Source organism: Streptomyces griseofuscus (assembly GCF_014673495.1).
In the GTDB taxonomy this organism is placed as follows: domain Bacteria; phylum Actinomycetota; class Actinomycetes; order Streptomycetales; family Streptomycetaceae; genus Streptomyces; species Streptomyces murinus.
Map to the genome: position 1 here is coordinate 377,191 of NZ_CP051006.1, position 25,522 is coordinate 402,712.

The 25,522-nt window shown below is 71.4% G+C and carries 18 protein-coding genes and 1 pseudogene; 7 read left to right on the forward strand and 12 right to left on the reverse strand.

Annotation, left to right across the window (positions count from 1 at the left end; translation table 11 throughout):
• Positions 1-286: 286 nt before the first annotated feature.
• Positions 287-1,048, forward strand: a complete 762-nt coding sequence (locus HEP81_RS01805) for a response regulator transcription factor (RefSeq protein ID WP_037652340.1) — start codon at positions 287-289, stop codon at positions 1,046-1,048.
• The gene (locus HEP81_RS01810) at positions 1,045-2,526 is read left to right on the forward strand and encodes a sensor histidine kinase (protein ID WP_037652180.1); all 1,482 of its coding nucleotides are present in this window, start codon (positions 1,045-1,047) and stop codon (positions 2,524-2,526) included. Before HEP81_RS01805 ends, HEP81_RS01810 begins: the two co-directional genes overlap by 4 nt.
• Here HEP81_RS01810 and HEP81_RS42555 read toward each other — a convergent pair.
• Positions 2,479-2,790: a DUF1214 domain-containing protein gene (locus tag HEP81_RS42555; protein ID WP_037652177.1), complete on the reverse strand. Its 312-nt coding sequence runs from the start codon at positions 2,788-2,790 to the stop codon at positions 2,479-2,481. The two genes, HEP81_RS01810 and HEP81_RS42555, sit on opposite strands and share 48 nt — an antisense overlap.
• A gap of 262 nt (positions 2,791-3,052) precedes the next feature.
• Positions 3,053-3,811, reverse strand: a complete 759-nt coding sequence (locus HEP81_RS01820) for a TetR family transcriptional regulator (RefSeq protein WP_243279259.1) — start codon at positions 3,809-3,811, stop codon at positions 3,053-3,055.
• Between the two features lie 104 nt (positions 3,812-3,915).
• Between HEP81_RS01820 and HEP81_RS01825 the strand changes: the two genes are divergently transcribed.
• The 4 genes from HEP81_RS01825 to HEP81_RS01840 all read left to right on the forward strand — a co-directional run bounded on the left by HEP81_RS01825 (position 3,916) and on the right by HEP81_RS01840 (position 10,454).
• Positions 3,916-4,395, forward strand: a complete 480-nt coding sequence (locus HEP81_RS01825) for an SRPBCC family protein (RefSeq protein WP_037652175.1) — start codon at positions 3,916-3,918, stop codon at positions 4,393-4,395.
• Positions 4,396-5,509: 1,114 nt separating this feature from the next.
• On the forward strand, positions 5,510-6,166 hold the full coding sequence (locus HEP81_RS01830; protein ID WP_051849920.1) for a hypothetical protein: 657 nt from the start codon (positions 5,510-5,512) through the stop codon (positions 6,164-6,166).
• A complete protein-coding gene (locus HEP81_RS01835) occupies positions 6,163-8,286 on the forward strand; it encodes a bifunctional serine/threonine-protein kinase/ABC transporter substrate-binding protein (protein WP_037652171.1) in 2,124 nt (707 codons plus the stop codon). Before HEP81_RS01830 ends, HEP81_RS01835 begins: the two co-directional genes overlap by 4 nt.
• 2 nt (positions 8,287-8,288) lie before the next feature.
• Complete coding sequence (locus HEP81_RS01840) at positions 8,289-10,454, forward strand: bifunctional serine/threonine-protein kinase/ABC transporter substrate-binding protein (RefSeq protein WP_037652333.1); 2,166 nt, start codon at positions 8,289-8,291, stop codon at positions 10,452-10,454.
• A gap of 403 nt (positions 10,455-10,857) precedes the next feature.
• Here HEP81_RS01840 and HEP81_RS01845 read toward each other — a convergent pair whose 3' ends face one another.
• The 3 genes and pseudogenes from HEP81_RS01845 to HEP81_RS01850 all read right to left on the reverse strand — a co-directional run bounded on the left by HEP81_RS01845 (position 10,858) and on the right by HEP81_RS01850 (position 13,853).
• Positions 10,858-12,543, reverse strand: a complete 1,686-nt coding sequence (locus HEP81_RS01845) for a SpoIIE family protein phosphatase (protein WP_037652169.1) — start codon at positions 12,541-12,543, stop codon at positions 10,858-10,860.
• 302 nt (positions 12,544-12,845) lie between these two features.
• Positions 12,846-13,353, reverse strand: a pseudogene (locus tag HEP81_RS42560) (transposase); the annotation flags it as partial.
• A gap of 86 nt (positions 13,354-13,439) precedes the next feature.
• On the reverse strand, positions 13,440-13,853 hold the full coding sequence (locus tag HEP81_RS01850; protein ID WP_051849919.1) for a VOC family protein: 414 nt from the start codon (positions 13,851-13,853) through the stop codon (positions 13,440-13,442).
• Between the two features lie 286 nt (positions 13,854-14,139).
• Here HEP81_RS01850 and HEP81_RS01855 point away from each other — a divergent pair, with 286 nt between their 5' ends.
• Positions 14,140-14,529: a hypothetical protein gene (locus HEP81_RS01855; RefSeq protein WP_037652167.1), complete on the forward strand. Its 390-nt coding sequence runs from the start codon at positions 14,140-14,142 to the stop codon at positions 14,527-14,529.
• Positions 14,530-15,040: 511 nt separating this feature from the next.
• On the opposite strand, the gene HEP81_RS01860 is transcribed toward HEP81_RS01855, so the two are convergent.
• The 7 genes from HEP81_RS01860 to araB all read right to left on the reverse strand — a co-directional run bounded on the left by HEP81_RS01860 (position 15,041) and on the right by araB (position 25,387).
• Positions 15,041-16,606, reverse strand: a complete 1,566-nt coding sequence (locus tag HEP81_RS01860) for an alpha-L-arabinofuranosidase B (RefSeq protein ID WP_381127174.1) — start codon at positions 16,604-16,606, stop codon at positions 15,041-15,043.
• Positions 16,607-16,825: 219 nt separating this feature from the next.
• Positions 16,826-17,839, reverse strand: a complete 1,014-nt coding sequence (locus HEP81_RS01865) for an ABC transporter permease (RefSeq protein ID WP_078967173.1) — start codon at positions 17,837-17,839, stop codon at positions 16,826-16,828.
• Positions 17,836-19,389, reverse strand: a complete 1,554-nt coding sequence (locus tag HEP81_RS01870; protein WP_037652165.1) for a sugar ABC transporter ATP-binding protein — start codon at positions 19,387-19,389, stop codon at positions 17,836-17,838. Before HEP81_RS01870 ends, HEP81_RS01865 begins: the two co-directional genes overlap by 4 nt.
• Positions 19,389-20,576, reverse strand: a complete 1,188-nt coding sequence (locus HEP81_RS01875) for a substrate-binding domain-containing protein (protein ID WP_243279260.1) — start codon at positions 20,574-20,576, stop codon at positions 19,389-19,391. Before HEP81_RS01875 ends, HEP81_RS01870 begins: the two co-directional genes overlap by 1 nt.
• A 785-nt stretch (positions 20,577-21,361) precedes the next feature.
• Complete coding sequence (gene araA, locus HEP81_RS01880; protein WP_037652163.1) at positions 21,362-22,867, reverse strand: L-arabinose isomerase; 1,506 nt, start codon at positions 22,865-22,867, stop codon at positions 21,362-21,364.
• A gap of 14 nt (positions 22,868-22,881) precedes the next feature.
• The gene (locus tag HEP81_RS01885; RefSeq protein ID WP_037652161.1) at positions 22,882-23,586 is read right to left on the reverse strand and encodes an L-ribulose-5-phosphate 4-epimerase; all 705 of its coding nucleotides are present in this window, start codon (positions 23,584-23,586) and stop codon (positions 22,882-22,884) included.
• A 127-nt stretch (positions 23,587-23,713) separates the two neighbouring features.
• A complete protein-coding gene (gene araB / locus HEP81_RS01890; protein ID WP_037652158.1) occupies positions 23,714-25,387 on the reverse strand; it encodes a ribulokinase in 1,674 nt (557 codons plus the stop codon).
• Between the last annotated feature and the right edge of the window lie 135 nt (positions 25,388-25,522).

A 25,522-nucleotide genomic window follows, 5' to 3' on the forward strand; every position in this document is an offset into this window, starting at 1 on the left:
GGGATCTGCCCGAAGCGGCGTCTCGCCTCGCGCGATTCCAGCCGCACAGCCGAGGAGGACGCCGTCTCCCGCGAGCTGACGTTGGATCAGATTGCGACTGCCACCTGGGCGCGCGAGGGCCGGCGGCCGACGTCTTAACTCTTGGCTAGCGCCACGCTGGCCGGCTCCTTGATGTCGTCAACACGACGCGCCTCAGTGAATGGGCCGATCGTGGAAGATCACTGACTCGGGGGAGCTTGCGGCGTTTGCGCCACGCGCGGTGGCCGCCGTCTGTGAGCCTTCCGGCATGCGTGTCTTGCTGATCGAGGACGACGACCGGGTGGCCGGGCCGTTGGCGGAGGGACTGCGCCGTTTCGGGTTCACCGTGGAACACGCCAGAACGGGGGCCGAGGGGCTCGCCGGGCCGGAGGTGGCGATGGTGCTGCTGGACCTGGGGCTTCCCGACATGGACGGCATCGACGTCTGCCGGGCGCTGAGGTCCCGCTCGTCAGTGCCGATCATCATGATCACTGCCAGAGACGACGAGGTGGACCGTGTACTCGGTCTCGAACTGGGTGCGGACGACTACGTCTCCAAGCCTTTCGGCGTACGGGAACTCGTCGCCCGGATCCGTGCCGTGACCCGCCGCGCCCGCCCCGCGGTTGCGGACACTCAGCGTGGATCCGCAGAGCCCTCGGACGAACTCAGGCACCCCGGGACACCCGACATCCAGCGGCTCGGCCCTCTGACCATCGACTGTCGCACCCGGCAGGTGCGCCTGCACCAGTCGTCCATCGCCCTCGCGCCCAAGGAGTTCGACCTGCTCACCTGTCTCGCCGAGGACCCTGGTGCCGTCTGCTCCCGCCGACAGATTCTCGACACGGTCTGGGAACCGAATTTCTTCGGCCCCACCAAGACCCTGGACGTCCACATCGCCGCGCTGCGCCGCAAACTCGGCGACGCGTCCTGGATCGAGAACATCCGCGGAATCGGCTTCCGCCTCGCCCTCCCGGCACACCTCGACGCCACGTCCGCCGCGGTGCAGGTGCGCGGCGAGGAGATCCGGTGACGCGTCGCCTCCTGCTCAGCCACCTGAGCCTGATACTGCTCGTCCTGCTCGCGCTCGAAGTGCCCTTCGGCGTCTTCTACGCCCGAAGCGAGCTGTCCCGCTTCTCCCACACTGCGGAGCAAGGCGCGATGACACTCGCCGAGGTCTGCGAGGACAAGATGGAGCACGGTCTGACAGCCGACCTGCCCGAACTGGCCGACGCGTACGGGCAGCGGACCGGCGGCACCGTGCTCGTCGCCGACCGCCGGGGCGTCGTCCTCACCGACACCGCTGCCCACGCCATGGTCGGCAAGGACCTGTCCGCCGAGCCCGACATCTCCTCAGCACTTCACGATCACCCCGTTGTCGGCACGCGCAGGGCCCCGCCCACGGACGATGAACACCTCTTCGTCACCGTCCCCGGCGGCTCCAACGCATCCGTCGCCTGTGTGGTGCGTACGGTGTACTCACTGGTCCCGCTCAAGGCCAGGGTGCACACCGCCTGGCTGGTCCTCGCCGCCGCCGGGCTCGGGGTCCTCGCCGCCGCCTCCCTGATCGGGTTCGCTCTCGCGCGCTCCATCACCCGGCCCGTGCGGGCCCTGGAACGCGCCACCGCTCAACTCGCCGAAGGCCGGATCACCGATCCACCGGCCACCGACCGCGGGCCACCGGAACTGCGCCGGCTCGCCGCGTCGTTCACCCGGACCGCGACCCGGCTCCAGCACCTGCTCCAGGCTCAGCAGGCGTTCGCCTCCGACGTGTCACACCAGCTGAAGACCCCCCTGACCGCACTACGGCTGCGCCTGGAGAACTTCGAGCCGCACCTCGCCCCCTGCGCACAGGGCAGCCTCGACAAGGCGCTCGGGGAGCTGGAGCGCCTCAGCCGCATGGTGCAGGGTCTGCTCGCGCTCGCACGGCTGGAAAACACCGAGATCCGGGCAGAGGCGGCCGACCTCAGTGCCGTCGTCGCCGACCGGGCGGCCATCTGGACTGCCTTCGCCGACGAACAGCAGGTCGAAATCCTCGTGTCCGCAGGGACGTCCGTGCCGGTCCTGGTAGTCCCGGGCGCTCTGGAGCAGATCATCGACAACCTGCTCTCCAACGCGCTCCGTGTGTCCGCACCGGGAACCTCGGTCACGCTGGCCGTCGTCAACACCCCCGCGCAAAGCGGCCACGCCCCGCTCATGGCCGAGCTGCATGTGATCGATCAGGGCCCCGGCATGACCGCGGCCGAACGGCACCGAGCCTTCGACCGTTTCTGGCGAGCTCCCCATGCCGACCACGACGGCACCGGCCTCGGTCTGGCACTGGTCCGGCACCTGACCCGCGCCGGAGGTGGCGAGGTCACCCTGGAGGCAGCCCCCGGCGGCGGACTCGACGCCGTCGTCCGCCTCCGGCACGCCGAATGCGGCACTCAGCAGGATCGCCTTGCCACCACATCGGACATCGACTCAGCCGCCCGATCCGCACCCGCACGGTGGAGCGCGGGTGTTCCGTAGATCGACCCTGGCTACCCGTCGGTGGAGGGCCGAGCACCTCGAGATGAGCCACCTGCGTCCGCCGTCCGCGTCCCGCCCCAGACCTGCGCTCCGGTCCCCCACCGAGTAGCGATCGGCCGGGTCGGGGATGAGATTCATGTCCTCGCCACAGGCGGTCAGCGGCCAGAAGGCGTCGACCGGGGGCAGGGCGTCGCCGGGGAAGCGCAGTTCGTACCGGCCCGCGGAGGACAACTTGTCGCCGTCCGCGTCGTCGGAGTTGAGCAAGTAGACCGCTTCGGCGGGATTGTTGCACGGCGTAAGGCCATGCTCATCGCCCTGCTGCGAACGCTACTGCTGACCAGGACGGCGCTTACGGGCGACGTCCGCCGCGCTGCCTTTGGCCGCCGGAGGCTGCACAACCACCTGGCCAAGGCAGCCGTCGACGCTGGTGCTGTTGCGGGGAGAGTACTGCGTGGGCAGGACTCGCGCCGCTTTCGATGCCGTTCGCGCCTGCCCGAGGGACCGGGTGGGGTCATGGCTGAGCGTGTTAACGAGTCGGCAGCCCTTTCTCTGGCTCGGAGTGCGTTGCGGGCAGGGGTGTCGGCGGTTCCCCCAGAGCCTTGAACGAGGCCAGGCCGGCCTCGATGAGCCTGGCTGCACGGCGGACGTCGGCGGTCACCGCCTTATGAACCTGCTCAGGTGCGCGAACGACCTTCAGGTGCTTTCCCAGGCTCCGGAACTGGATGGGCCACAGCCCGATCAGAGCCGTTGCCGCGATCTGCGGCTCGGGATCATCCGGGCTCATCCCGGTGCGCTGGGCCAGCGCCTCGGCTGCGACTCCGATGAGCCGGTCAGTCATGTCGCGGTGATAGGCCCGTAGTGAGGGCGTGGACCGGATCAACTCGCGGAAGCGCCTGATCATGGCGGCAGCCTGACCCGAGTCGTCCTGTGCGGCAATCCAGGACGTCATGCCGTGCAACTCGTCGGACAGGACTCGCAGCACCGCGTCGACCGGGCAGCGGCCAGGGATGGCCAGACCGGTGCGCAGGGCGGTCATCGTGGCCTCATCGAGGTCCAGGATGAGCGATTCCTTGGTGGGAAAGTAGTTGAAAACCGTCTTCTCCGAGACACCGCATGCCTGGGCGATCTCCGCAACGCGAACACCGTCGAAGCCGTGCTCCAGGAACATCTCGGTCGCGGTGTCCGACAGACGTTGCCGCGTCAGACGCTTCTTCCGCTCCCGCAGTCCCTCGGGCGCGGGCTCCCCGACCTGTCTGCGCCATCCCGTCCAGTCCACCGTGCTCACACATGACAGCGTAGTCCAGCGACTCGATTATTACTGCTACTGTATATTTTCAGTTGCTGTAACTTTCTCTACGGCGAGACGTCCGCACTGCCTTGGGAGCCCCCATGAGCGCCATCCACATCGTCTGCGACTACCCGCACTCCCCCACGAAGGTCTGGCGCGCGGTCACCGATCCGGCACTCATTCCCTTGTGGACGGCGACGGGCGCCGGGGCACGACCGGAAGGATTCGCCACCACCATCGGCACCGAGTTCCGGTTCATCGCGAAGCCGAAGCCGGGGTGGAGTGGAATCGTCGACTGCGTCGTGCTGGACGTGGACGAGCCGCGACTGCTGCGCTACTCGTGGACCGACCACGGCGGCGGCGAAACCACCGAGGTCACCTACCGGATCGAGCCTCAGGCCACAGGAACGCGCTTCACCTACGACCACGCGGGCTTCGCAGGAACCGGCGGGTTCTTCATGGCCCAGATCCTGGGCCACGTCCGGCGCAAGATGCTGCGCGTCGGCCTGCCCGCGGTACTCAACGACCTCGATGAGGCGGGCAGGCTCCGCCCCGGCAGCAGTCCCAAGCGCGGGATCTGACGACTGCCGACCACAGGGCACGCGACTGACGGGCCCGGATGCGCGGGGCTCGTCGGAACGCGGGCCCTACAGCGCCCGGCCACCGGACCACCGCCCGGCTCGGTCATCAGGGCGACGCCGTCGTCGACCTCTTCCGGCCTCCAGCCCGTGAAGTCGAGCAGCAGCCCGTCCAGCGGACCGCCGACCAGCGCGGCGTACGTCCGGTGCGGCAGCGGGCCGGGGTGGGGATCGTCGTGGTCAGAGCCGTATACCCGGCCCGCTGCCGAACCAAATGCAGAACTCCACCGTCGACGCTTCCGCAGGCGCGCGTTCGGCATCCTCCGCCTGACGGCGCGCGACCAAAGCCTCGGCACGGTCGGCGACCTCCTGCGCGCACGGCCCGCACGGCCGGTCCCACCCGCCGGGCCACGAGTGCTGCCTGATCTGCTGCCAGCGCTCGTTGGTGGACTTCGCCCCGTACCGGGTGCACACCGGCAGCTGCGCCTCCCTGTGCGGCTGGAACGGATCACTGCCGATCCGGCCGGGGTACCTCTCGCCCCGGTGGTGCGTCCGCAACGGTACCGGAGCGGGCTCGGGTCACGTCCCGCCTGACCGAACCGAGGGCGTGCGAGCGGCCAGCCCGGAACAGGCCGTGCTCGGTCACCAGAACCGGCGTCAGGAGCCAAAGGTGGATACCGACGGTCTCGGTCTCGGCGGTCGGCCGGAACAGGGGCTGCCCGGTGGCCCACCTTCCAGGCCTGACGACGCGGCGGGTCCCCGACCCCGGCTGTGCCGGTGGTGGCGGGCCGGCCCCCTGCCACCTCCGCTCACGCAGCAGCCGGGTGACCCGCCTGGCGCATTCCGAGCACGCGATCACGCCAACCGCGTTGCCAGAGAAGCGAGTTGATCGGCGTCCCCTACACTCGCTCCGGTCGCACACTGGCACAGACGCATGGTGATCGGGGGCTTCATGGCGTGCGCTGCAACGCAACGACGTACGAGGCGGGGACACACGGTGCTGGCCGTGTGCGGGGTACTGCTCGCAGGCTGTTCCGGCTTGAGCGACGGTGGGCACCGGACCGGTCCGAGCGCCTCCGCCGCCGCGTCTTCACCGGCTGGACAGCGCGGGACGAATGTGACCAGCGAGCGCTTGACGGTCGACCCCGCGCGCGTCCCCACCACGCCGTCCACCGCCCTGGGCCTGGTCCGCGACATCACCGCGGGCCCGGAGAGCTACGGTCCGGGCTACGTCAAGCGTTCCCCCTACGAGAGTGACCCGGCCGACTGGCCCGTCCTGGGCGCCGATTGCGTCTGGCGGCAGGAGTCACTGCCTGGCGACGTCCTCGCCACCTTCACCCGCTACAGCCGGCTGCCCGCGGCCGGCGCGCAGGGCGAGGTCCGCACCGCCGCCACCGTCACCCTGCACCACACCGCCGGGCAGGCGGACTGGGAGATGGCCAAGACGCTGGAGGAGGCACTGCGCTGCCCCGATCAGCAACTGCGTGCCACCGAGCGGATCATCGGCCTGAACTCCATGGGCGCCGGCTACGGCACGAACGGCAACACCTCCGCCGACGACTACCTCATCGAGATGGGCACGTACGACAACCCGGCCCTCGGCAAGGGGTCGACGTATTACATCTGGAACCAGGTCCGGCTCGGCCCGGTGACCATCGCCGTCGTCGTCGAGGGCGGCAAGGGCTTCGACCAGAGCGACCTGCTGACCGTCCAGGCACGGGCGGTGGCCGGGATGGAGACCAAGGTGCGCAGCGAACTGGGGGCCCAGAAGTGACCGACCGCTCCCTCCGTCCCTCCGACCCGTCGTTCATCGGCGGTCACCGCTTGCTCGCCCGGCTCGGCGAGGGCGGCATGGGCGTCGTCTATCTCGGCCGTACGGAGTCGGGTGCGCTCGCCGCCATCAAGGTGATCCAGTCCGAGTATGCGCACGACGACGCCTTCCGAGCCCGTTTCCGCCGCGAGGCGAACGCCGCCCGACGTGTGGACAGCCCGTGGGTGGTCAAGGTCACCGGCGCCGATCCCGACGCCGAACAGCCCTGGCTGGCCACGGCCTTCGAGCCCGGTCCGTCCCTCGCGGACGCGGTCGGCCGGCACGGCCCGCTGCCCGTGCGGACGGTACGGTTGCTCGGCAAGATGCTGGCCCGCGCGCTCGCCGCCGTGCACGAGGCCGGTCTGGTGCACCGGGACGTCAAGCCGGGCAACATCCTGCTCGCCGCCGACGGCCCCCGCCTCATCGACTTCGGGATCGCCCGCTCCCTGGACGACACCGCGATCACCTCCGCCGACCTCGTCGTGGGCAGTCCCGGCTTCCTCTCCCCCGAGCAGGCCACGGCCGGCGGCGAGCACCTCGGGCCCGCGAGCGACGTGTTCTCGCTGGGCTGCGTGCTGGCCTACGCGGCGACCGGCCGGCCGCCCTTCGGCAGCGGCGCCGTCGCTGCCCTGCTCTACCGAGCCGTCCACGACGCCCCCGACCTCGACGGCGTGGAGGAGGAGACGGCCGCCGTCCTGCTGCGCTGTCTGGCCAAGGACCCCGCCGACCGGCCCTCCGCGGCCGAGCTGGACGCCGCCCTGGTGGAGGACGTGTCCCCCGGCACCGCCGAGTGGCTGCCCGCCGACGTCGTCCGCACGGTCGCCGAACGGTCGGCCGCGATGCTGGCCCTGCCCGAGATCCAGGCCACGCTCGCCGAGGCGCCGCCTACGCCCGCCCCGTCGCGCCGCAGGTTCCTCGCCGTCGCCTCGGGCGGTGCCGCCGTGCTCGCCGCGGGCGGCGTGGCCGCCTGGGCAGCCCGCGACACCGGCGGCAGCGGCAAGAGGCAGGCGGCCGCGCCCGGTTGGGCGCTCGGTGTGCAGGCCGATCTCAGCGGCGCAGGCCGGGGGGCCGGGCAGGCACAGGAGCAGGGGGCACGGCTCGCGGTGGAGGAGTTCAACGCCCGGCGCGACAAGCCGTTCACGCTGGAGTTGAAGACCTCCGACGACGCGGGCCGGGCCGAGCGTGCCGCCGCCGCGGCCAAGCGGCTCGCCGACGACCCGGACGTCCTGGCCGTGCTCGGCTCGAGTACCGACCAGACGACCCAGGCCGCGCTGCCCGTCTACGACGCGGCCCTGCTGCCCGTGATCAGCATGTCCGCCGGGCAGAACCTGTACCAGAACATCCGCTCCTTCGTACGCGGCCGCCCCCTGCACGGCACGGTCGCCATGAAACTGGCCTTCCACCTGGAGGCGACCAGCGCGGCCACCCCCGTCGGCGTCCTGCTGGACCGCACGGCAGGCGATGTGTCCTGGCAGACCATCCAGATGGTCAACTTCATCGTCCGGAAGTACGGCGACGCCACCCACCCCCGCGTCGTCCCGGCCGGCACGACCGACCTCGGGCCCGTACTGAAGGACATGCGGGGCGCCGGCATCAAGGCGTTCGTCTACGCCGGGCCGCTGGAGGGGGCGATCCGGGCGGCCAGGGGACTGGCCGGCTTCGAGGGGCCGAAGTACGCGGCCGAACCCGCGCTCGATCCCAGGTTCGCCGCCGAGGAGAGCGCGGCGGGCTGGACGGTCGTGGCCACGGCGATCGGTCCCGACGCGGCTCGGGTCCACTCCTTCGCCCAGGCGTTCCACAGACGGTACGGCCGCGCACCCGCGTTCTGGGCGGCCGAGGGATACGACGCGGCGAACCTGCTGATACACCGGCTCACCGCCATCCGGGGCCAGCGCCCGGCGCGCAAGGCGCTGGTCGCCCCGCTCCAGGCCGCCACGTACCGGGGCATCAGCCGGGACTTCGCCTTCGACCAGAAGATGCTGCAGCTCAGCACCCCCGCCAGCTTCGTCCACCGGGTGCGCGACGGCGCCTTCCAGTACCTCGGACCCGCCCCGGACAGGGCGCCACAGCCGAAGGGGAGGTGACGGTGCGTCCGCTCACCGCCCAGGACCCGGTGTCGGTCGGCGGACACCGCCTGCTCGCGCGGATCGGCGCGGGCGGTATGGGCGTCGTCTACCTCGCCCGTTCCAAGGGCGGTGCCCTTGCCGCCCTGAAGGTGATCCGCGCCGAGCACGCCGCCGATCCGGGGTTCCGGGCCCGTTTCCGCCGTGAGGCACAGGCCGCCGCGCGGGTCGACGGCCGCTGGACCGCGCCCGTGACCGCCGCCGACCCCGAGGCGGCCGAACCCTGGATCGCCACCGCCTTCGTCCCCGGGCCCTCGCTCGCCGAGACCGTCGCCGGGTACGGGCCGCTGCCCCCGCGCACCGTACTGGCGCTGGGTGCGCGGCTCGCCGAGGCGCTCGCCGCTGTCCACACGGCCGGGCTGGTGCACCGCGACATCAAACCGGGCAATGTGCTGCTGGCCCTCGACGGGCCCCGCCTCATCGACTTCGGCATCGCCCGCGTCGGCGGCGCCACCGCCCTGACCGCCACCGACGTGGTGATCGGCACGCCCGGCTATCTCGCACCGGAACAGGCACGCGCCCGCGACGAGGAAGTCGGCCCGCCCAGCGACGTCTTCGCCCTGGGCTGCGTCCTCGCCTACGCGGCGACCGGCCGGCCGCCCTTCGGCGGCGGAACGGTGCCCGCCGTCATCTTCCGGACCGTGCACGAGGAGCCCCGACTCGACGGCATCACGGAGGACGGGCTGCGGAACCTGGTCGCCCGCTGTCTCGCCAAGGACCCGGCCGCCCGCCCGACCGTGCCCGAACTGCGTGCCGCGCTCGGCGACTTCTGCACCGACGACTGGCTGCCGCCCACTCTGCCCGCAGTGATCGCCGAACGGTCGGCCGAGGTGCTGCGCCTGCCCGAGCCCGAGCGGCCCACGACACCGGAAACGCCGGTGGACGAGCCGCCCGCCCCGAGCCGCCGGCGCCTGCTGGTGCTGGGCGGTACGGCGGCCGTCATGCTGACCGTCGGCGGCTCCACGGCCGCCTGGCTGACCGGCCGCGGCAATTCACCGTCCGCCGCCCCCTCCCGCCCACGCCGTACCGTCGCCGTGCAGGCCGACCTCTCCGGTTCCGGCAAGGAGCTCGGTGCCTCGGTCGAGCACGGCGTCCGGCTGGCGGTGGAACAGCACAACGCGCGCGCGGACCGCCCCTTCGACCTGGCCCTCACCGTCCTCGACGACGCGGGAGACGCGGGCCGGGCCAAGGAGGCGGCCCGACGCCTCGTCGCGGACGGCCGGGTGTGCGCGGTGATCGGGCCGACGTCCGACACCACGGCCCTCGCGGCCGCGGACCAGTACAAGGCGGCGCTCCTGCCGATGGTGACGGCCTGGGCGGGCTCGGACTCCCTGTACGCCGCGGTGGACATGAAGAACTCCACGTCGTCCGTGTTCCAGCTGCGTCCTTCCGACACCGCGATCGACACACCCCTGGTCCGCTATCTCACCAGCGTGCGCCCGGCCCGCCGCACCTTCCTCGTCGAGGACCAGGCGGCCCGCGATTACAGCTGGCTGATCGCCCAGAACCTGGCTGCGAACCCTCCGTCGAACGGCACGATCGTCCGCCACCAAGTCGCCGCCACGGCTGACTTCGGTCCCGCGGTCACCGCCGCCATCGCGGCACGCGCACAGGCCGTCGTCTACTGCGGTAGCTCCTCTCGGCGCGCGGCCTCCTGCGCACGGGCGCTACGGGCGGCGGGGTTCACCGGCACCCCCGCGGCGACCGAAGCCGTCCTCACGCCCGAGTTCCTGCGCGCGGCCGGTCCCGCGGCCGAGGGATGGGTCTTCTCGGCGACGTTCGTGGACCCGTCCCGTCTTGCGCCTGCCGCCGCTTTCGTACGGTCGTTCAAGAAACGGTACGGCGTCCAGAGCGTCGGCCGGGGCGCGGCCGAGGGCTACGACGCCCTCGGTCTCGTCGCGCACGCCCTCGGTCTCGTCGCGCACGCCCTCGCGTCCCCGGGAACGGGCCCTGTGGACCGTAGCAACCTCACCCACCGGCTGAGGGCCGTGTCGTACCGGGGCATCACCCGGACGTTCGCCTTCCGGAACCGCGCCGCGGAGGTGGACGAGGAGCCAGGGCTGTTCCTGTGGCGGGTGGAGCACGGGACGCCGATCTTCCTGGGCCAGTACCAGGAGGCAAAGGTCTAGCGTTCGCGGCCGCTCCCCAGGTGCCCGCCGAGCCGGTGTAGCACAGGAGGCGCCAGCCTGAGCCGACGTGCTGCCGCGTCGGGCGAGACCATTGCCGACGTGCACCTCCTGGTCGTGCTCGGTGCGCGTCCTCTTCGTGGAACCAGGGGCAGCCGCGAGGGCAACGGAATCGCGCGACCCCCAACCGGGGGAACTCCGGCATCGGGATGGTGCTCGGCCCCACCCGGCGGCGTGCGGCGACCAGATCGACGGGCGGCAGGCGGCCGGCAAGGGCATCCAGGGCTTCGTAGCTCCCCCCGGCAGTGTGCCCGGTCTGCCGCCGTACCTGCTTCAGTGCGCACGTGAGGCGTTCACCTGTCAGCGTCGTCCACGACGGCGGTACGGTCGTCCCCCCGCTGCGGGATCAGCGGGGGGTGCGTACGGCGAGGAGAGCGACATCGTCGTGGCCCGTCGGGCGGGCGCGGTGCAGCAGTTGGTCCGTGAACGACGCGAGCGGGCGGTGCGCGAGCGCTGCGGCGTGCTGCCGAAGACGCTCCATCCCGTCGTCGAGGGAGCAGCCCGGAGTCTCGATGAGACCGTCGGTGTAGAGGACCAAGGTGGAACCCGGCGGGAGCTTTGCGACGGCGTCGGGCCGGGTCGTGTGCTGCCGCAGGCCAGTGCCCAGCAGGAGGCCGTGTCCGTCGGTGAGGTAGTCAGCCAGGCCGTCCCGAGTGACCAGCAGCGGCGGGGGGTGGCCGGCGTTCGTCCAGGTGAGTTCCCACGTGTCGTCGGTGGTCTGGGCCAGACGGGCGAAGACCAGCGTGGCCATGGTGACGTCGGTGAGGGGCTGGATCGCCTCATCCAGGTGTGCCACGACTCGGCTGGCGGGGCGCTGCTGGGACCAGGCGTAGGCGCGCAGGATGTTCCGCATCTGGGCCATGCCCGCGGCCGCCTCCAGGTCGTGCCCGACGACGTCCCCGATGGCCACGGCGATCGCGCCGTCCGGCAGGGTGAAAGCGTCGTACCAGTCCCCGCCGACCTGCGAGGCGTCGGGTGCGGGCAGGTAGCGGACGGTCATCTCCAGCCCCTGCACCTGGGGCATCTGCGGCAGCAGGTGCTTTTGCATGGTCTCGGCCACCGCGCGCTGGCGCTGGTAGAGGCGGGCATTGTCCAGCGCCAGTGCGGCGCGGCGACCGATGTCCTCGAACAGCGGGATGTCGGAGTCGGTGTAGTTGCCCGGCGTCGTGGACCGGCCCAGCGTCAGGGCCCCCAGGACGTCACGCGCGCCGCGCAGCGGCACGATGGCCGCGGAGTGGATGCCGGTGGCCTCGAACAGCTTGTGCTGTTCCACCGCGATCCCCGAGTCGGGCGCGCCTCGGTAGTTCTCAGGTCCCGCCAGCGTGGACGTGACCCCGCGCAGCGCCCGCGACAGCGGCATAGGCGACTCCTCGGGGATCGGCGGCATCGGCCCTTCGAGGTCGGTACGGTGCTTCAGCGCCGTACCGTCGGCCTGGACCACGGCCTTGCGCCACACTTCGTCCCGCTCCACGATCAGGTCGACGACCACCCAGTCCGCCAGTCTGGGCAGGAGCAGATCCGTGAGCCGCCGTACCGTCTCGTCGGCGTCCAGGGTGGAGGTCAGCCGCGTGGTGGTCTCGGCCAGCAGGGCCAGCCGCTCCACCTCCGTCAGCGGCACAGCGGGGCGGTCGGCAGTCCGTGCCGCCGGCGCCGAGGGATCAGGGCAGTGAAAAATCACGAGCGTGCCGGTTTCCTGACCGCCGAGCTCGTACGGAGTGATCAACCACGAGACAGGAATGACGGAGCCGTCACCGTGAGCGAAGAACTCCTGGTCGCCCTGGGCGGCTCGTCCACTGTGGAACGCTTGGCGCATCCCGCACTGCGCCGCGGCCAGCGGACGACCGTGTGCCCCACGGTGCAGCAATTCGTGCGCGTCCTGCCCGACCACGTTCTCCGCGCTCCTGCCCAGCAGACGAAGCGCGGCGCTGTTGACCGCCAGTATCCGGCCCGCCTTGTCCACCACATAGGCACCACTGCCGATGACCTCCAGCGCACTCGCTGCGGGCCCCAGCGACGCGTCTTTGGCCTGCACAGAGTCCTCTCTGTGTCCCTGCTCCGGCACCGCTGCCGCCTCCTCAAGCCGTACGCTGTGTCGTCCGATTTTCCCTCAGCCCGACATGGTGCGCGCTCACATCTGCCCCAGTGGGCTCGGTCCAACCCCCGGCACGGCCTCGCGCACCAGCCAGGTGTGGAGCGCGCCAGTAGACCTGGGCTCGTCGGATGCCGAGATTCCGCCGGCGCCGGCGGCCGCGGCTGCCGTGGATGCAAGCCCCAGATCGGTGGTGCACCTGGCGAAGGTCTCCGCGCGCTCGCTCCGCATGGCGCCACCGAGGCGGGCAGGCGGTCGGCGACGGTGTCCGCGCGGACGGCGGTTCGCCCATGGTTGATCCGCACCCGGGTGCTGCGGGCGACGGCCAGGACGTATGTGATCCGGCGGGACTCGAGCAGGGCGCGCAGGCTCGGGTCCTGGCCATATGCCTCGTCGCCGGTCACCCGGGAGGCGTCCAGGGTGCGGCGTTCGGCGTCCTGGCACCAGGAGTGCTGGGGCAGGTAGAGCCGGCGGTCGATCAGCACCCGTCCCTTGCTGGAGGCGAGCGAGGAACACGCCCCGACCTGGGTGTTCTCGATCCGGCCGACGGTGCTGGTGTACTGCCGCTGCACGCGGACCTCGTCCGCGTCCCAACGGGCGCTTCGCGGTAGTCGTCGCATCGGACCTGGGCGGGCGTGCCCGGCCTGTTCGGCCAGCCGCCAGCAGTTCTTCCGCTCGATAGGACAGCAGGCCGAGCACGAAGACGCGGGCGGACGCCCGTGGTTCCACCCGTCGAAACCGGCCCGCGGCCATCGCACGATCTTCAGGAGTCCACACAACCCCCAATGATCATGCCCTGGCCGTTCCAGCCGTCGCGCGCGTCGGACGCGATCGCAAGGTCACACCGAAGTGCGCGGCTGATCGAGCGTAAGCTGCGGCACAGCTCGGCTCCTGGTCAGGCAGAAGGGATGACCGGCCGGGTCGGTGAGAACCCGCCACCTGTCGCCGCCCGGTTGGCACTCCGGCTTGATCGCGCCCAGCTCCAGCAGCAGGGCCTCGGCCTCATCCAGGTCGTCAACCGCAAAGTCAAGGTGCAGTTGCTGCGGCGCGGTCCGGTCGGGCCACTGCGGAGCCCGGTAGTCATCAACCCTCTGAAAGCCGATGAAGAGCCCGTCCTCGCGAGTGAGACCAGCGAAATCGCTGTCCGACCTGGGGTGAAGCTCGAACCCGGTGGCTTGCTGATAGAACGCGGCCAGCGTCTCGGGGTCGGCACAGTCAAGTGTTATCGCGGTCAGCTTCATGTGCAGGGGCATGGCGTCACACCGTAGTAATCGGCTCCCACGTTTGGCGATCTGATTTTCAACACCGATCCGGCAAGAGAGGAGAGCCAGGTGGGCACTCCCCGCGCATGCGCGGCCCCCGCCGAGATGATCGGGGCAGGTCAGCAGCGTGCCTCCAGGCGAGCACCCCTCGGGCTCGCAGCCCTCCGACCGCCCGTTCAATCCACCGACCAGTCCCGGCGGCTTCGGGGACCAATTTTGGGCGCCCTCGTTCTCAATTCCGCAGGCACCCCTTGAACCGCAACACCAGGAGGAACCGGTGTCATACCCGCAACTGCTCACTCCCGAGGAGAAGCTCGCCGACGCGAAGAAGCTGTTGAGCCTCCCGCACATCGTCGTGATCTGCGGCTCCGCCCGCTTCCTGGCCGAGATGAACGAGGCCGATCTACGGGAGACCAAAGCCGGGAAGATTGTCGTCAAACCGGGCATCGACATGAAGTCGCCGCGCGGACTTTGGTCCGATCCCGTCGACGCCGAGGCGCTGAAGGGTCGACTCGACGATCTGCACCGGGCGAAGATCCGGCTCGCTGATGACGTGCTCGTAGTCGGCGACTACATCGGAGACAGCACCCGAGCCGAAATCGTCTACGCCCGGTCGCTGGGAAAGCCCGTGCGGTTCGCGCACCCCGAAGCGGACCCTGGCGCCTGACCGTGGTGCCGCAGGCGGACGTGCCGTCGCTGGCGATGACGTAGTCGAAGTCATGGGCGTGTTCGTCGCCCTCCTCCGTCATGGACGCGAAGGTGTTGCCGTCGTACCAGTAGGGCAGACGGCTGCCCGGATCCGTGAGGGAGCCGCCCGCGTCCGTCAGGGTGAACGCGCCGACGGGACTGCGCTCATTGTCGCCGTAGACGACCACGGCCTGACGGCTGCCGGCCGGCGCGCCCTTCCACATGCGGCTTCCGGGCCGGGGGAACCGGACGCCACCGGGTTGTTGGAACCCGGTGCGCCGACTCGGCTCCGGTGCTCGCCGTCTCCGGCGACGCCGCGGTACCGGCCGGCAGCACGCCGCAGGCGAGGGCCACGGGTCAGGCGGCGTCCGGCCCAACGGTCCATCCAGTGTGCCGGCGAGGACCGGCACGGTCGTTCCCCTGTGGCTCCGGCGGACGGGTGCCGCCCCGGAGCGGGCGGCACCCGTACGACGAGGGTCAGGAGGTGCCGGTCAGGCCCAGGGCGAGCCCACCACCCAGCTGGTGTCGTCGTTCCAGGACGTGGCGCTGTCCCAGGCGTTGGAGCCGCCGTTGCTCGCGAGGTACACGGTGTAGTCGTAGTGGCGCAGGTACTTGTCGGTGTAGTTGACGGACTGGAACGAGTAGCCCTGCCCGTTGTGCCCGCTCTGCGGGCAGAAGGTGGCGTCCTGGGCGAACTGCGAGGTGCCGTCGTCGGTGTTGAGCTGGAGTTTGAAGTTGGAGTGGCGCAGGTACTGGCCCGAGGCGTTGGCGGACTCGAAGGAGACGCAGGAGGTGTTGGCCAGGCCGGCCCGCACCACCCAGGTCGCGTCGCCCTTGTCGGTCGCGGAACTGGAGGAGGTGACGGGGGCGATCACCACGTTGCTGTCCGCCGCGTCGTGCTGGATGTAGTCGGTGGTGCAGCACGACGTGGTGGCCCGCAGTGAGATCTTCGAGCCGGGTGTCAGCGAGCCCGGGCCGGTGGACGAGCCGTTGCCGTAGCCGACGGAGGTGAGGTTGGCCTGTACGGCGTTCTCCGTGGCGTCGGAGGGGTAGCCCGAGGTCATCACGCCCTCGTAGAAGGTTCCCGCCGCGCCCTTGCTGTTGTCGCCGCCGATGCCCAGGATGATCGCCCCCTCCTTGTGCATGGGGTTGTAGCCCGAGACGTTGGGGCGTGCGCCGCTGTAGTAGGTCGACAGGCTTCCGGCGGCCGCGTTGCCGCCCCGGATGGCCCACTGGTTGGGGCCGCCCTTGACCATGGCGGTCTGGTACCGGTTGCTGACGCTGGGATCGTTGGCGTTGTAGCCGGCGTTGACGCCGGAGAACAGGCCGTTCTCCAGGTCGGCCATCACCCACGGCCCGTTGCCCGAGCCGTAGCCCCAGACCTTGATGTTGCCGAAGTAGATGGCCTCCATATGGCCGTTGCCGGTGTCGTTGTTGCTGGTCTCGGCGTTGCCGTAGTCGAAGCAGCAGCCGCCGTTGTAGTGCGTGCCGTCCAGGACGGCGTACATCCCCTCGGCGGCGTCACCGGTGGCGATCCCGGAGGTGTGGTCGTTGCGGTAGCCGGTGCCGGGGGCCACGAAGACTCCGTACGCCTTGTGGCCGGCGACCGTGGTCGGGGCCGCGGTGGCGTTGGCGAGGTTGTCCGGGCCGCCGGCCGCGCCGCCGCCGGGGGCCTGGGTGAGGTTGTTGCCCCTGCCGGACTGGTCGTAGATGACGGTGATGACGCAGGTGGTGCCGGCGCAGAAGGAGTCCTGCGCCGCGGCGTTGGCATAGCCGCCGGCGCTCAGCACGCCGATGTCCTTCGTGGTGTTGTCGGAGGCGCGCCGGACCTGGTAGAGCGCGCCGTTGTAGGAGGAGTACAGGGCGCGGGTGGTGCTGTGGGCGGCTACGCACGGGGTGTTGCCCGAGGCGTAGATGTCGCAGGGCAGAGATCCGGCGGCCTGTGAGGTCTGGGCGCCGCCGACGAGGACGCCGGCGACGAGTGCGGTGGCGGCGGCAGCGGACAACGCCCATTTTCTGAGCCTGCGCAGCAGGCGCGACGGTGCGGGTGCGGACACGGGTGTCCTCCTTCGAAAGGCGGATGTGAGGGTCCCGGACCGGTACTCGGCCACGGGGTGCCGGCCAGGTGGTCGTCAGGGAGTTGCGCCGCGGCAAGTCGTGGGAGGAGGGCCGGTCACGGAGTGCCGGGCGTCGCTCTGGGGGCCGCCGGGCGCGGTGCGGCCGGGCGCCGGGGGGTGCCGGGGTGCCGCCCCCAGGGCGGGGTCAGGGGCGGAGGTTCAGCCGCGGCGGGCGATGCTGCGGGCGCGCAGTCGGTCGGCGGTGATGGCCAGTCCGAGCACGCAACCGAGCACGATGTCGGTGTAGTTGGGGTTGATCTGGAGGGTCGTCAGGCCGTTGTTGATGAGTTCGAGCAGGATGGTGCCCGCGACGATGCCGATGATCCGGCCCTGCCCGCCGACCAGACTGACGCCGCCGATCACCGCGGCGGCGATCGCCGAGAGCTCCCAGCCCACGCCGACGCCGCTGGCGGAGCCGACCCCCATCCGGCCGAGCACGAGGATCCCGGCGAACGCCGACAGCAGCGAGCTGGTGACGTACATGGACACGACGCGCCGGTCGCCGCGGATGCCGGCGAGCCGGGCCGCCTCCGGGTTGCCGCCGACGGCGTAGACCTGCCGGCCGGCGTACGTGCGTTCCAGGAAGAACCAGGCGACCAGTGCGACCACGACGAACAGGATGAGCGGGAGGGGCACCTGCGCCACGTACGTCTGGCCGAGGTCGCTGAACGTGCCGCCGATGCCCGTGATCGACGTGCCGGAGGTGATGGCCAGGGTGACGCCCTGCGCGACGGTGTACGTCACCAGGGTCACCACGAACGGGGCCATCTTCAACCGGGTGACGGCGAGTCCGTGCACCAGGCCGACGGCGCCCGCGATCAGCAGCGTCAGCAGGATCGCCACCACTGGAGGGAGTCCGGCCCGGACGTCGAACCAGGACATCAGGATGACGCTGGTGCCCAGCAGCGCGCCCACGGACAGGTCGATCCCGCCGGTGAGGATCACCAGTGACTCGCCGATCGCGATCAGCCCGTACTGGGCCAGGTCGAAGCCCATGCCCTGGAGGTTGACCGCGCCGGCGAAGGACGACTTGTCGAGTGCCAGCGCGACGAACACGACGACGCAGGCGGCCACTACTCCGACCTCGGGTGTCTCCAGCAGCCGGACGAAGGGCCGGCGCCTCTTGTCCTCGGTCACCGCCGCGGTCGGCGCCGCGGCCGTACTGGTGTTCATGTGCTTGCCTTCCGCTGGGGGGCCGCAGCGGACTGTGTCCCGGCCGCCGCCGTCATGATCACTTCCTTGCCGAACCGGTCGCGCGGGAGGTCGGCGACGATCCTGCCGTGTGCCATCACCACGATCCGGTGGCAGATCCACAGCAGTTCCTCGAGCTCCGAGGAGGCGACGAGAACGGCGAGGCCGCCCTGTGCGGCCTCGTCGATCAAGGCGTAGATCTCCGCCTTGGCGCCCACGTCCACCCCGCGGGTGGGTTCGTCGAGCAGCAGCAGCTTCGGCCGGGCGGCCAGCCACCGCCCGAAGACCGCCTTTTGCTGGTTGCCGCCGGACAGGTCGGAGATCGGCTGCTCGTGGCTGTGCAGCCGCACCCCCAGGTCCTCGATGATGCGCGCCGCGTGTTCCTTGTCCCTGCGCGGCCGCAGGACCCCGCGCCGGCTGATCCGGCGCAGGGTGGCCAGGGTGACGTTCCACCGCACCGAGTGGGCCGGCAGCAGCGACTGCGCCTTGCGGTCCTCGGGTACCAGCCCGACGCCGGCCTCGACGGCGTCGGCTGGGTGGCGGGGCCGGAAGTCCGCCCCGTCGAGGAGGACCTCGCCCGCGGTCCGCGGCTGGGCGCCCATGAGGGTGTGCAGCAGCCGACTGCGGCCGGAACCCATGAGTCCGGCCACGCCCACGATCTCGCCGGCGCGCACCTCCAGGTCGACCGGGCCCAAGCCGTCCGCCGTCAGGCCGCGCACGGACAGCGTCCGGGCCCGCTCGACGGAGGGGGGCGGCGCGAGGTCGGCCCGCGCGAGTTCGCTGCCGACCATCTCCCGGATCATTCTCTCCTCGGTCGCCTCGTGCGGGGAGAGGTCGGCCACCAGCCGGCCGCCGCGCAGCACGATGACGCGATCGGCGACGGCCCGTACCTCGTCCAGGCGGTGGCCGATGAAGAGAACCGCTCCCCCGGCGGCGGCGTGCCGACGGGCCAGCTCCAGCACGCGACCGGCTTCCACGGGACCGAGCGAGGAGGTGGGCTCGTCGAGGATGAGCACCACCGGGTGGTGGCCCCACGCCTTGGCGATCTCGATCATCTGCCGCACCGGCACCGGGTAGCGCTCCACCATGCGGTCCACGTCGACCTGCCCGACGCCGACCTCGGCCAGCAGCGCCCGAGCCTCGGCCCGCGCCGCGGGGCGGTCGACCACGAGCCGGCCGAGCAGGGTGCCGGCCGCCCCCGCCGGGCGGCGGCCGAGCAGCAGGTTCTCCGCCACGCTCAGCCGGCCCACGAGCGGGAACTCCTGGGCGACCAGCGCCACCCCGAGTTCGCGGGCGTGGTCGGGCCGGCCCGGTGCCAGCGGCCGACCGGCCACCTCGATGGTTCCGGTGCTGGGGGTGACGGTGCCGGACAGCACGCCCATCAGCGTGGACTTGCCGGCTCCGTTCTCGCCGACGACGGCGACGATCTGCCCGCGTGCCAGGTCCAGCCGGGGGATGTCCAGCACCTTCACCGGCCCGTACGTCTTGGTCACCTGGCGCAGACAGGCGGCGCTCTCGCTGCCGGCGGCCATCAGCTGATGCCCAGGTGCTTCAGTTTGGCCTGGTAGTCGGCGAGGTTGGCCCGCGTCACCAGACCCACCCCGGAGCTGAGTGTCGTCCCGTCCTGCTCCAGGTAGGGCCGGACGATCTTCATCGTGGCGCTCTCGCCCAGCACCTTGAGCGCGGTCAGCAGGTACGCGCCGGTGTATCCCTGCTGGTAAGGCTGTTGCAGCACGGTCGCCTGGATGACGCCGGAGCGGATGAACTTCAGCGTCTGCGGGTCGCTGTCGTCGGAGATGATCTTCACCTTGCCGGTCTTCCCGGCTGCTTTCACCGCCTGCCCCGCGGACGGGCCGTCGTAGGAGTACACGCCGTAGAGCCCGTTGACGTCGGGGTTGGTCTGGATGGCGGTCTGGGCGTTGGTCAGAGCCTTGGAGGCGTCCATACCGTCGCTCAGCTTCTGCACGACCTTCACGCCGGACCCCTTGAGGGCATCCTCGAAGCCGGCGATCCGCTGCACGGCGTTGGACGTGGTCAACGAGCCGACCAGGACGACTACTTGCCCCTTGCCGCCGAGTGCCTCCTTCATCGCCTCGCCGGCCTTCTGCCCGGCCTGGTAGTTGGGGGTGCCCAAGTAGAGGGCGGCGCCGTCCTCCTTGGGCAGCGGCGAGTCGATCGCCAGCACGGGGATGCCGGCCTTGTTGGCCGAGCTGATCGGCGCCTTGATGGCGGTCGGGTCGATCGCGGACACGCTCAGGCCCGTGATCCCCTGGCCCCGCAGCGTCTGGATGATCGACAGCTGCTGGTCCAGGCGGCCGTTGGCCGGAGCTTGGTAGGTGCCCTTGACGCCGAGCGAGGACACGCCCTTGTCGAACCCCACCTTGCCCGCGTTCCAGTAGTCCGTCGCGACGTTCACCACCATCGCCAGCTCCTGCTTCGACACGTCCTTGCCGGCGAGGGCGGCCTTGAGGGCGGCGTCGAGCTCGGCGAGTTTCGCGTCGTTGAAGGTGATGTCGCCCTTGATCGCCACTCCCGCCGAGGAGGCCGACGCGTCCGCCCCCGCTCCCGAGGAGGAGCCGCCGGCGCCACTCTTGCTGCATCCTCCGGTCGCCAGCAGCGCCATGGCGGCGACCCCGGCGACTCCCCAGCGCACCGGCCGAGTCACCAGGCCGGTGCCCTGTCCCGTTCCCGCCCGCCGGACGGACCGCACACCACGCATGTTCGACATCCTCTGCAGAAAGGGCCTCGCGGCCTGTTAGCGCTCACATTTGCTTTACCGGAACACGTCCGCGCCAGTCCCCGCCCCGGCCGGCGCCAACCCGCCGCCGCCGTAAGGGCGCCACCGAAGCGGGCCCTGTGCGACCACAGGGCGGACCGAACGGGGCTTTCCCACAAGGCTGCGCCGCCGCGGCCGGAGCGGGAGACACACTTCCACGCACCGTCCACCGGACGCCCGCCGGACGCCGTCCCCGGCATCGCGGCCCTGCCTCCGCTCCCTTGCTTGGCTGAGATTGTTAGCGCTCACCGCTGTGACGTCAAGGTGTTACGCGGAAGAAAAACGCCCTGGATTCGCCCCGGACGGAGGCGAGTTGGGCTCAGGGTCAAGGCCGCCCCGACACCCCGTCGGCTGTCGTGTGCGGGCCGTGCGCGGTGCATCGGCAGGGCCCCCGGGAGTCGCGCCGTAACATGCCTCCGGCGCCACGAGTGCGGAGCCGTGTGATGGCCACGTGCATGGCGGGTGTACGGGCGGGGGCATGGCTGGACTGCCGCTCGAGAGCACCGCGTGCCCGCCAGGCAATCGGGCATGACGGGCACGCGGTGCCGGTGCTCGGGTGGTGCGGCGGTTTGCCGGTCGGCCGCGTACGGCGGTTCTCGGTCGGCCGTCTGCGGCACGCGACGCTCAGGGCCGCCCGTACCCGCCGGCCGCGCCGCTCGGATCGGTGACCGCTCCCCCGCCGGTGGCGGATCCGCGAGCCGGTGCTCGGGCTGGGCCCAGGGTTGGGCTCACAGGCCGCCGGCGAGCCGGTAGTACGCCTGGTTCCAGCGGATCTCCTTGATCAGCTGCCGCAGGTCGGTGGTCTCGTCTATGAGCAGCAGTTCCGTGCGGAGCATGTCCGCGAGGTCGGCCAGTTCCTCCGTGCCCACCGCCGAGGTCAGCACGGTGTGGTGCGGGCCGCCCGCAGTCAGCCAGGCCTCGGTCGCGGTCCCGAAGTCGGGCGCGGGGCGCCACAGGGCCCTGGCCACCGGCAGGCGGGGCAGCGGCTCCGGCGGCGGGACGACGTCGACGCGGTTGGCCACCAGCCGGAACCGGTCGCCGAGGTCGACGAGGCCGACCAGCGTGGCCGGGCCGGGTGCGGCGTCGAAGACCAGCCGGACGGGGTCCTCGCGGCCGCCGATGCCGAGCGGGTGGATCTCGCAGCTGGGCTGTCCCGCGGCGATGCTGGGGCACACCTCCAGCATGTGGGCGCCGAGGACGAGCTGTTCGCCGGGGACCAGGTGGTAGGTGTAGTCCTCCATGAAGGAGGTGCCCGCAGGGCGTCCGCTGCCGACCGTCTTGAGGGCCGCCAGCAGTGCGGAGGTCTTCCAGTCCCCCTCGGCACCGAACCCGTACCCGTCGGCCATCAGGCGCTGCACCGCGATGCCGGGCAGCTGCCGAAGCCCGCCCAGGTCCTCGAAGTTGGTGGTGAAGGCGCCGAAGCCGCCGTCGGCGAGGAAGCCGCGCAGACCCAGTTCGATACGGGCTGCGTAGCGCAGGGCGTCGTGCCGTCCGCCGCCGGCGACCAGTTCGGGGGCTACGCGGTAGGTGTCGGCGTACTCTTCGACCAGGGTGGCGACGGCCGTGTCCGGCACCGAGTCCACGGCGTCGACCAGGTCGGTGACACCGTAGGTGTTGACCGAGACGCCGAACCGCAGCTGCGCCTCGACCTTGTCGCCCTCGGTGACGGCGACGTCGCGCATGTTGTCGCCGAACCGGGCCAGCCGCAGCCGGCGCAGCGCGTCGTACCCGAGGGCGGCACGCATCCAGGCGTGGACGCGGGGGGCGGTCGCGGGATCCGAGACGTGGCCCGCGACGGTCTTGCGGGCTACTCCCAGCCGTGTCTGGATGTACCCGAACTCCCGGTCCCCGTGGGCGGCCTGGTTGAGGTTCATGAAGTCCATGTCGATGGTGGCCCACGGGAGTTCGGCGTCGGCCTGGGTGTGCAGGTGGAGCAGCGGCTTGCGGAGCATGTCGAGGCCCGAGATCCACATCTTGGCGGGCGAGAAGGTGTGCATCCAGGCGATGAGGCCGACGCAGGCCGGGTCGGCGTTCGCTTCCAGGACGAGGGAGAGGATGGCCGCGGAGTCGGTGAGCACCGGCTTGTGGACGACGCGGACGGGGGCGCCGGGGACGGCGGCGAGCCGGTCGCTGACGGACCGGGACTGCTCGGCGACCTGGTGGAGGGTCTCCTTGCCGTAGAGGCCCTGGCTTCCGGTGACGAACCAGACCTCGAAGGCGGCGGGCGGTGTCATGGCCTGTTGGCTCCTCACTGGGCGGACGTGCCGGGCTGGCCGTAGGCGTGGCGGTAGCGGTGGTGGAGCCGGTCGACGGCTTCGGGGTCGATCGGCAGCGGCCGGCCGAGCTGGTGGGATATGTGCACGCTGCGCGCGACGTCCTCGCACATCACGGCGGCTTTCACGGCGGCGCGCGGGCTGGGTCCGATGGTGAACGGCCCGTGATTGCGCATCAGTACGGCGGGCGAGCGGTGACCGGTCAGGGTCTCCACGATGCCGCGGCCGATCGAGTCGTCGCCGATCACCGCGAAGGGTCCGACGGGGATCTCGGCGCCGAACTCGTCGGCCATGGCCGTCAGTACGCACGGCACCGGTTCGCCGCGAGCCGCCCATGCGCAGGCGTAGGTGGAGTGGGTGTGGACGATGCCGCCGACCTCGGGCATGTGCCGGTAGACGTACGCGTGCGCGGCGGTGTCGGAGGACGGCTTGAGTCCGCCGCCGTCGACCACGCGTCCTTCGAGGTCGCAGACGACCATGGACTCCGGGGTCAGCCGTTCGTAGGGGACGCCGCTGGGCTTGATGACGAACAGGTCCTGCCCCGGAACGCGCCCGGACACGTTTCCGCCGGTCCACACCACGAGGTCGTAGCGGACCAGTTCCTGATGGAGTTCGCTGAGCTCCTCGCGGAGCGCGGCGACCACGGTGGCGGCGTCCGGGGAGAGCGGCTCTGCGTTCATGACGGCGACCTCGGGGTTCTCGGGGACGGGCAGGGCGGGGCGGGCCTGGTGCGGCGGGGCAGGGCGAACGGGGCGGGCGCGGGTGAGCGCTGACAACCCGCGTTGTGAGCGCTAACATTCCCGGCGCTCACGTCGTCGGGTGCGCGGCCAGGGCGGCCGAGCGCAGCGCTCGGAGCCGGTGCATCACATCGCTGCCGCCGCGCCCGAAGTGGTCGTGCAGGGCGCGGTACTCGGCATAGAGGCGGTCATAGGCGGCACTCCGGGCCGGGTCGGGGATGTAGGCGTTCTCCTGTCGGCGGCCCATGGCGGCGGAGGCGGTACGGATGTCGGGGTGGGCGCCGGCGGCGACGGCGGCGTGGACGGCGGCGCCCAGGGCCGGTCCCTGCGTGGAGGCGAGCACGTGGACGGGACGGTTGAGAACATCGCTGTAGACCTGCATGAGGAAGCGGTTGCGCAGCAGTCCGCCGGCCGCCGTGAAGTCGGTCACCGGGACGCCCGCCGTCTCGAACGCCTCGACGATGGTGCGGGTACCGAAGGCGGTGGCCTCGATCAGGGCCCGGTAGACGTCCTCGGGCCGGGTGTCGAGGGTGAGGCCCAGGACCAGCCCGGACAGGTGGTGGTCGACCAGTACCGAGCGGTTGCCGCTGTGCCAGTCGAGGGCCAGCAGACCGTGTGCGCCCACCGGTTGGGCCGAGGCGCGCTCCGTCAGCAACTCGTGCACGTCCATGCCCCGGCGGCGGGCCTCGGCCGCGTACTCGTCCGGTACGGCGTTGCGCACGGCCCAGGCCAGGATGTCGCCGACGCCGCTCTGCCCGGCCTCGTACCCCCACAGCCCCGGCACCACCCCGTCCCGCACCACGCCGCACATGCCCGGAACCTCGGCGAGCACGTCGGAGTTGAGGATGTGGCAGGTCGAGGTGCCCATGATGGCGAGCATCCGGCCCGGATCGAGGGCCTGCGCGGCGGCGCAGGTGACGTGTGCGTCCACGTTCCCCACGGCTACGACCGTGCCCTCGCGCAGCCCGGTGAGGGCGGCGGCCCGGGGGGTGAGCCGACCGGCGGGGGCACCGAGCGGGGTCAGAGGGTGTTCCAGCTTGGCGGTGAAACCGGTGAAGTCGGGGTGCAGCCCGGCCAGGAACGCCTCTCCGGGATAGCGGCCGTCCTGGTGGATGCCCTTGTAGCCCGCGGTGCACGGGTTGCGGCTCTCCGCGCCGGTGAGCTGCCACACGATCCAGTCGGCCGCCTCGATCCAGCGGTCGGCGGCGGCGTAGACGCCGGGGTCCTCGCGCAGCACCTGGAGTGCCTTGGCGTACTGCCACTCGCTGGAGATCCGGCCCCCGTAGCGGGCCAGCCAGGTCTGCCCGCTCCGCAGCGCGCGCTCGACGATGAGGTCGGCCTCCGGCTGGGCGGCGTGGTGGCGCCACAGCTTGGGGTGGGCGTGGGGGCGGTCGCGGTATTCGGGCAGCTCGCACAGCGGGGTGCCGTCCCAGGTGGTGGGAAGCACCGTGCAGGCGGTGAAATCGGTGGCGATGCCCACGACCTGCTCGGGGGTCACATCGGCGTCCGCGAGCGCTCGCGGTACGGCGAGACGCAGCACGTCGCGCCAGTCCTGCGGGATCTGGAGCGCCCAGTCGGGCGGCAGCGGGACCCCACAGGGCAGTTCCCGGTCGACGACACCGTGGGCGTACTCGTGCACGGCACTGCCCAGTTCCGCGCCGTCGTCGACCGATACGACCAGCACCCGTCCGGAGAGTGTGCCGAAGTCGATGCCGAGGGTGACCGCGGGGGGATCGGTGGTCAAGGTCTCCTCCAGTCGTGGCCGACGCGGGCGGGGCCCGGACCGTGCCGGGCGCCGCGGGCGCGATGCGTGCGCCGGAAAGGGGTGCGCTGGGTGGCGACGGCTCGCCGGAACGCCGTCGGGAAGTCGTGGAGCACT

Excerpts from the sequence above, each read along its gene's own strand:
- HEP81_RS01875 (WP_243279260.1), bottom strand. The coding sequence starts at position 20,576 with ATGCGTGGTGTGCGGTCCGTCCGGCGGGCGGGAACGGGACAGGGCACC.
- HEP81_RS01885 (WP_037652161.1), bottom strand. The coding sequence starts at position 23,586 with ATGAACGCAGAGCCGCTCTCCCCGGACGCCGCCACCGTGGTCGCCGCG.
- HEP81_RS01805 (WP_037652340.1), top strand. The coding sequence starts at position 287 with ATGCGTGTCTTGCTGATCGAGGACGACGACCGGGTGGCCGGGCCGTTG.
- HEP81_RS01825 (WP_037652175.1), top strand. The coding sequence starts at position 3,916 with ATGAGCGCCATCCACATCGTCTGCGACTACCCGCACTCCCCCACGAAG.
- HEP81_RS01870 (WP_037652165.1), bottom strand. The coding sequence starts at position 19,389 with ATGGCCGCCGGCAGCGAGAGCGCCGCCTGTCTGCGCCAGGTGACCAAG.
- HEP81_RS01865 (WP_078967173.1), bottom strand. The coding sequence starts at position 17,839 with ATGAACACCAGTACGGCCGCGGCGCCGACCGCGGCGGTGACCGAGGAC.
- araA (WP_037652163.1), bottom strand. The coding sequence starts at position 22,867 with ATGACACCGCCCGCCGCCTTCGAGGTCTGGTTCGTCACCGGAAGCCAG.
- HEP81_RS01850 (WP_051849919.1), bottom strand. The coding sequence starts at position 13,853 with ATGCCCCTGCACATGAAGCTGACCGCGATAACACTTGACTGTGCCGAC.